We start from the raw sequence: 782 nt of genomic DNA, 5'->3' as shown, positions 1-782 counted from the left end.
TTGACGTTGGCGATCAGGAAATCCAGCGCGTCATGCACACCCGGCAGATCCTCACCGGCAAAGCCGCCCTTCATGTAGGTGTAGGTGCCCATGCCCATGAACACGGCATCGTATTCTTCGAGCAGTTGCTCGATGGTCACGTCCTTGCCGATTTCGGTGTTCAGACGGAACTCGATGCCCATGCCGGTGAAGACTTCGCGGCGATTGCTCAGCACGGTCTTTTCCAGCTTGAACTCGGGGATGCCGAAGGTCAGCAGACCGCCGATTTCCGGGTTCTTGTCGAACACCACCGGGGTTACACCGCCACGTACCAGCACGTCGGCACAGCCCAGGCCGGCAGGGCCCGCGCCGATCACTGCAACACGCTTGCCGGTCGGTTTGACCTTGGACATGTCCGGGCGCCAGCCCATGGCGAACGCGGTATCGGTGATGTACTTCTCGACCGAGCCGATGGTCACCGCACCAAAACCGTCGTTGAGGGTGCAGGCACCCTCGCACAGACGATCCTGAGGACACACCCGGCCGCAGACTTCCGGCAGGGTGTTGGTCTGGTGCGACAGCTCGGCGGCCTGCAGGATGTTGCCCTCGGCCACCAGTTTCAGCCAGTTGGGAATGAAGTTGTGCACCGGGCACTTCCATTCGCAATACGGGTTACCGCAACCCAGGCAGCGGTGGGCCTGTCGGCCGACTGCTGGGGTTTGAACGGTTCGTAGATTTCCACGAACTCTTTCTTGCGTTGACGCAACAGTTTCTTCTTCGGATCTTTGCGCCCGACATCGATG

General features: G+C 60.5%; 1 pseudogene. It reads right to left on the bottom strand.

The annotated features are described in order from the left end of the window. Positions 1 to 781 (bottom strand): annotated as a pseudogene (locus ACIPLA_RS09980) (NAD(P)-binding protein); the annotation flags it as partial. Position 782 lies beyond the last annotated feature (1 nt).

Origin of the sequence: Pseudomonas sp. NPDC086112 (assembly GCF_044746425.1) — a bacterium.
Taxonomy (GTDB): Bacteria; Pseudomonadota; Gammaproteobacteria; order Pseudomonadales; family Pseudomonadaceae; genus Aquipseudomonas.
The sequence above is the reverse complement of the archived record's forward strand: the minus strand, read 5'-3'. Positions and strand labels throughout refer to the sequence as shown.